The sequence below is a fragment of the Mycobacterium sp. TH-M15 genome (assembly GCF_057473705.1).
Map to the genome: position 1 here is coordinate 1 of NZ_JBYCLB010000345.1, position 6141 is coordinate 6141.

Annotated in this window: 7 protein-coding genes and 1 riboswitch; of the genes, 3 read left to right on the forward strand and 4 right to left on the reverse strand. The window is 69.9% G+C overall.

Features of this window, described 5'->3' with window-relative positions; all coding sequences use genetic code 11:
* The 3 genes from AC2VNT_RS08495 to AC2VNT_RS08505 all read left to right on the forward strand — a co-directional run.
* Positions 1–697, forward strand: a 697-nt coding sequence (locus AC2VNT_RS08495) for a PPE family protein, SVP subgroup (RefSeq protein WP_486946435.1), incomplete at its 5' end; no start/stop codon positions are given.
* 22 nt (positions 698–719) lie between these two features.
* A riboswitch (Fluoride riboswitch) is annotated at positions 720–779 on the forward strand.
* Between the two features lie 26 nt (positions 780–805).
* Complete coding sequence (locus AC2VNT_RS08500; RefSeq protein ID WP_486946436.1) at positions 806–2338, forward strand: MutS-related protein; 1533 nt, start codon at positions 806–808, stop codon at positions 2336–2338.
* Positions 2335–3891: a MutS-related protein gene (locus tag AC2VNT_RS08505; RefSeq protein WP_486946437.1), complete on the forward strand. Its 1557-nt coding sequence runs from the start codon at positions 2335–2337 to the stop codon at positions 3889–3891. Before AC2VNT_RS08500 ends, AC2VNT_RS08505 begins: the two co-directional genes overlap by 4 nt.
* Here AC2VNT_RS08505 and AC2VNT_RS08510 read toward each other — a convergent pair.
* The 4 genes from AC2VNT_RS08510 to lepB all read right to left on the reverse strand — a co-directional run.
* Positions 3837–4502 (reverse strand): GNAT family N-acetyltransferase, encoded by a 666-nt coding sequence (locus AC2VNT_RS08510; RefSeq protein ID WP_486946438.1) that lies wholly within the window; start codon positions 4500–4502, stop codon positions 3837–3839. The two genes, AC2VNT_RS08505 and AC2VNT_RS08510, sit on opposite strands and share 55 nt — an antisense overlap.
* A 24-nt stretch (positions 4503–4526) precedes the next feature.
* Positions 4527–4832 (reverse strand): DUF2469 domain-containing protein, encoded by a 306-nt coding sequence (locus AC2VNT_RS08515; RefSeq protein WP_486946439.1) that lies wholly within the window; start codon positions 4830–4832, stop codon positions 4527–4529.
* A 7-nt stretch (positions 4833–4839) separates the two neighbouring features.
* Entirely contained in the window at positions 4840–5541 is a 702-nt protein-coding gene (locus tag AC2VNT_RS08520) for a ribonuclease HII (RefSeq protein WP_486946440.1), read from the reverse strand.
* A gap of 2 nt (positions 5542–5543) precedes the next feature.
* A partial coding sequence (gene lepB / locus AC2VNT_RS08525; RefSeq protein WP_486946441.1) for a signal peptidase I occupies positions 5544–6141 on the reverse strand: 598 nt, incomplete at its 5' end.

Here is a 6141-nt window from a genome sequence, read left to right on the forward strand (position 1 = left end):
GCAGATGTGGGCCCAGGACGTCACGATGATGCACGGCTACCCGGCCTCCTCGACGGCCGCATCGAAGCTCGCGCCGTTCAGCCAGGCGCCGGCGGTCGCGAATCCGACCGCCGCGGCGGCCCAGCCGGGTGCGGCGGCCGCGCAACCGGCTGCCGCGACCGCCGCTCAAGCCGCCCAGGCCATCCCAACCGCCTCGCTCGGGTTGGACGCCTTCAACAGCACGGTGAGCTCCACCAGCGGAGCGGCGTCGGTCAGCAGTTCGTCGGTCGGCGGGGCGAACATCGCGACGACGAACCACTCGATCGCGGTCAACGCCGAGCGCGACGCGCATCAGGGACTCGGTCCGTTCCTGGGGCTCGGGCCGCTGCCGCAGCCGCCGGCGGCGCCGCCGCCGGAGCTGCCGCCGACCGCCGGCGTCGGCGGACCGGTCGCGTCGGCAGCGATGGGCCAGGCCACCCTGGTCAACCGGCTGTCGGTGCCACAGGCCTGGGCCGCCACCACCGCACCGGCGACCGGCGCGGCGACGTCGGCCGTTCCGGCGGCGAGCCCGGTCGCCGCCGCGGGCGTCCCGGCCGCGGTCTCACCGGGGATGTTCGGCGAGGCGATGCTCGGCTCGAGGGCCGGCCGCGGCGTCAACACCGCCGCGGCCAAGCTGCGCCGGCCCAGCGTGGTACCGCGCTCACCGGCAGCGGGCTGATGAACGGGCGATTCGGCGTAGCATCGGTACCGACGATGAAGCTCGTCGAAACCGCCACCGGGCTAATGGCTTCTACCTACGCAGACGGTGGAAGGTAGGTGCGAGACCATGACATCGTTCACCAGCATCCTCTTCCCGGACTCCGAAGCGGCCACCGAACCGCCGGCGGCACCGGATTGCCTGTCCGATCTGCACCTGGATCAGGTCATCGACGCGGTGACCAGCGCGGAACCCGGCGACGGCCTGAAGGGATTCTTCTACGCTCCGCTGCACGACGTCGCCGGGGTAACCTACCGCCACGAGGTGTTCCGCGATCTGGAACGTGACGAACTGCGCCGGCCGATCGACGATTTCGTCGCCGCCATGCGCACCGTGCGGCAGCGCTACCACCAGGCGAAGACGCTCTTCCACCCGCTGCAGCGCCAGGGCTGGCTCGTCTACGCCGTGCAGGCGTACTGCGCGGCGGTGTCGACGCTGAGCGACGCGTTCACCCGGGTCGAGAAGACCTCGCGTGGCCTGCGCGATTTCGCCGACCATGTCCGTCGCTACGCCGACGGCGCCACGTTCCGAAAGCTGCAGGTCGACGCCCAGACCGTGCAGGGCGATCTGCACCGGGTGCGCTATGCCGTGCACATCCAGGGGCTGCGGGTCCACGTCGAGAAGTTCACCGGCCAAACCGATTACAGCCTTGCGGTGGCCGAGACGTTCGCGCGGTTCGCCACCGACGCAGCCAAGGATTACCACGTCCGGATCCCCGACGCAGCCGAGATGGATCACGTCGAAGAGCAGATCCTCGACCGGGTGGCCAAACTGTACCCGCGGCCGTTCGCCCAGCTGGCCGGGTTCTGCACCCGCCACCAGCACTTCGTCGACCCGGTCATCTCCCGGTTCGACCGGGAGATCCGGTTCTACCTGAGCTACCTGACCTTCATCGCGCCGTTCACCGCGGCCGGGCTGCGGTTCAGCTACCCCGAGGTCACCGTCGAACCGGGTGTCGTCCGCGCCGACGGGGCGTTCGACCTCAGCCTGGCGCTCAAGTCCGTCGGCGACGGCGCTCCGGTCGTCTGCAACGACTTCCGGCTATCCGGCCCGGAACGGATCTTCGTGGTGACCGGGCCGAACCAGGGCGGCAAGACCACCGTCGCCCGGACCATCGGCCAATGCGTGTACCTGGCGGCGCTCGGCTGCCCGGTGCCCGCCACCCGGTCGGCATGCACCGTGCCGGACGCGGTCTACACCCACTTCGAGCGACAGGAGACCCTGGCCACCCTGCACGGCAAGCTCGACGACGAACTGGTACGCATCCACCAGATCCTGAGCCGGGCCACCGCGACGAGCGTGGTGGTGATGAACGAGAGCTTCGCCTCCACCACCGTCGACGACGCGGTGCTGATCGGCACCAGCGTGCTGAAGCAGATGATCGCGCTGGGCTGTGTCGCGGTCTACGTCACCTTCCTCGACGAGCTGGCCAGCCTGGATCCGGCGTGCGTCAGCATGGTCGGCGAGGTCGCCCACCATGATCCGACCCAACGGACGTTCCGGTTCACCCGCCGGCCACCGGACGGGCTGGCCTACGCCGCGGCCCTGGCGGCGAAGTACGGGGTGACCCACGACGCCTTGCGAGAGCGGGTCGACCGATGAAAGTCCGACTGCTGCACCCCGAGTGCGACATCGACCTGACACCCCGGCTGCCGTGGCGGATAACCGATCTCGTCGACGACGACCTGGAGCTGCCGCGGCTGTACCGGGCGATGGCGGGCGGTGACGCATTTCTGCTCGAGACGGTCAAGAAGGTGGTGCCGCTGTCGGTCACCGACCCCGACGTGATCGGCTACCGCCAGCGGGTGCTCGCCGACTGCCTGGCCCAGCGCGCGGTGGTCCGCCGGCTGTACGACATCGCCGTCGACGCCGCCGAGGTACGGCGCAAGGTCTTCCTCGGCGGGCTGCTCTCCCGCGATCCGGAGGCCATCCTGCGGCGCTCGGTGCGGGTGCTGGGGTACCTCATCGAGAACCTCAAACAGCTGCGCGCGCTGCGCGACGAACATGCCGATGCGTTCCGTTCCGCCGGCTTCCGGCAGTTGCTGACGATGTTCGCCGAGCAGCTCCCCGACGACTACCTGCAGCAGCTCGACCAGCAGCTCGCCGAGCTGAGCCTGCCCCGCGGAGTGCTGCTGTCGGCGCGCCTCGGCATCGGCAACAAGGGCGAGGACCACCTGCTGCACCAGCCACCCAGCCGCGGCTGGTGGGAGCGGCTGATCGGCGCCCACGAGGACGGCTACGAATTCGTGATCCCCGATCGTGACGAGGCCGGCGCGCAGGCCCTCACCGAGCTCGCCGGGCGCGCCGTCAACGACGTCGCCAACACCGTCACCCAGTCGGCGGACCACGTCCAGGGGTTCTTCCTGCGGCTGCGCAGCGAGCTCGCCTTCTACCTGGGCTGCGTGAACTTGCACGACCGGCTCACCGAACACGGCGTGCCGACCTGCTTCCCGACGCCGACCCCGATCGGCGAGCCGCGGTTCGGCTGCCGGGGCCTGCGCGATGTGGGGCTCTGCCTGACCACAGACAGGACGGTGACCGGCACCGACGTCGACGCCGACGGGAGATCGCTGATCATGGTCACCGGCGCCAACGAGGGCGGCAAGTCGACGTTCCTGCGCAGTGTCGGCACCGCGCAGGTGATGCTGCAGGCCGGCATGTTCGTCGCCGCCGAAGCACTGCACGCCGACGTCCGCACCGGCGTCTTCACCCATTTCAAACGGGAGGAGGACGCCACCATGACGCACGGCAAGCTCGACGAGGAACTGGCCCGGATGAGCACGATCGCCGACTTCATCGGGTCCGGAGCACTGCTGTTGTGCAACGAGTCGTTCGCGTCCACCAACGAGCGCGAGGGGTCGCAGATCGCCCGGGAGGTGACCTGCGCGATGATCGAGAGCGGGGTGAAAGTCGTCTTCGTCACCCACCTCTACGACCTGGCCCACCACCGGTACCAGCGAAACCAGGCCGCCGACCTGTTCCTGCGGGCCGAGCGGCGCGCCGACGGTGCGCGCACGTTCCGGCTGATCCCGGGTGAACCCGAACCGACCAGCTACGGGCAGGACTCCTACCGGCGGGTCTTCGGGATCAGCGTGTCCGATCAGCCGGCGTGGGCGCCGGGGGCGCGCACCACCAGCGGAACACCGGGGAAGTAGGCCGCCATCTCCGAGCGGGCCTTGCGCAGGGCCGCGGTGCCGTAGCCCTTCTTGCGCTGTTCGGGGTGGATCCAGATCCGCACGTTCACCTCGCCGTGGGCGAGGTCGCCGAAGACCATCCCCACTTTCTGCTCGCCGTCGAGCGCCACCAGCAACGCGGCGTCCTCGTCGTCGATCCGGGCCAGCACCGAGTGGATCTCGTCGTCGATGCCGCGGGCCGGTTGGCCGGACCCGTCGGCGCTGGCGCCGACATCCTCGGTCCGCAGCGCGAACAGGTCGCGGTCCGGGCCGCTGGCGAACGGCCGCAGGGTCAGCGTCTCGCCCAGGCTCGCCGGGCGCTCACCGAGGGTGAAGTCCAGCTGCGAGTTCAGGTCGTCGAGTTCGTCGGCGATCGTGGCGCGGGAATCCTTGGTGAGCTGGTGAAACGACATGCCCATGATCGCCTCACAGCCGAGCTGCGAGGTGCCGAGCAGCTCCGCGATCGCTGTGACCGCTCCGGCCCGGTCGTCGGAGTCGACGATCACGTCGAGCACCTCGTGCCGGCGCTCCATCGCTTTGAGCAGGGCATCGGTGATCTCACGGCGGGACACGGCACGGTCGACAGCGGTCATGCCAGCAAGCCTAGACCGACAGCGCTATTCCGGCAGGCGCAGCTCGGGCTTCTCCACCTCTTCGATGTTGACGTCTTTGAAGGTGACCACCCGCACCTGCTTGACGAACCGGGCCGGCCGGTACATGTCCCACACCCAGGCGTCGGAGAGCTGCAGCTCGAAATAGACTTCCCCGGCGGCGTTGCGCGGCGCCATCTCAACGTTGTTCGCCAGGTAGAACCGCCGCTCGGTCTCCACCACGTAGCTGAACTGGCCGACGATGTCCTTGTATTCGCGGTAGAGCGAGAGCTCCATCTCGGTTTCGTACTTCTCGAGATCCTCGGCGCTCATCGGGCCCTCATCTGCTCAGCGCTCCTTCTCTTCGGTGTGTCTCCATTGTCGCCGCGCTTCGCACGTTGGCATAGGAGTGCCGGTGTTCCCGGCACGGTCCGAGGGCGGCCAGCGCCGCGGTGTGCGCCGGGGTGGTGTACCCCTTGTGGTCGGCGAAACCGTAGCCGGGATGGTCGTCGTCCATCGCCACCATCAGCCGGTCGCGGCTCACCTTGGCCAGCACGCTGGCCGCGGCGATGCAGGCCGCGGCGCCGTCGCCGCCGATCACCGGCAGCGACGGCATCGGCAGTCCCGGCACCCGGAAGCCGTCGCTGAGCACGTAGCCGGGACGCACCGCCAACCCGGCCACCGCCCGGCGCATCCCTTCGATGTTCGCCGCGTGCACCCCCCGGCGGTCCACCTCGGCGGCCGAGATGAACACCACGTGGCAGGCCAGCGCGGCCCGGCGGATCGCCGGGAAAAGCTCCTCGCGTGCCTTCCCGGTCAGCTTCTTGGAGTCGTCCAGCCCCGCCAGGCCGCCGCTCAGCCTGCCGGGGCCGAGCACGCAGGCCGCGACCACCAGCGGCCCGGCACAGGCGCCGCGGCCGACCTCGTCGACGCCGGCCACCGGGCCCAGGCCACCGCGGTACAGCGCCGACTCCAGGGTGCGCAGCCCCGGAAATCTGCGGATCACCGTGCGGGGCGGCCAGGCTGCGCCAGCCGGGGCCATGGCTATGGGCCCTGCTGCGGGTCGACCGAGTCCACCAGGCCCCACCGCCCGGGCGGCCAGGCGATGAACACGGCCTTGCCGATGACGTTGGCCACCGGCACGGTGCCCAGCTCCGGGTCGTCGCCGGTGCAGAAGAGTCTCCGCTCCTGCAGGTCGGTCTGGTTGTTCGCGCAGTGAGCGCGGGAGTCCGCCGAGTGGGTGCGGTTGTCGCCCATCATCCACAGCCGCCCGTCCGGGACCGTCACCGGCCCGAATTCCACGTTGACACCGCCGCTGCCCAGGCAGCGGTCGTGGCTGGGGTCGGCCATCATCGTCTCCGGATCCAGGTACGGTTCGCGCAGCGGCTTACCGTCCACGGTCAACCCGGTGTCGTTGCGGCACTGCACCGTCTGGCCACCCACCGCGATGACCCGTTTGACCAGGTCGTTCTCGTCGGGCGGGACGAGCGCGACGAAGGACAGCGCGTTCTGCACCCACCGCACCACGGTGTTGTGCGACCGGATCGACCGGTAGCCGACGTTCCAGGACGGCGGCCCGCGGAACACGATGACGTCGCCCGGCCGCGGCGGATGGAACCGGTAGCTGATTTTGTCGACCACG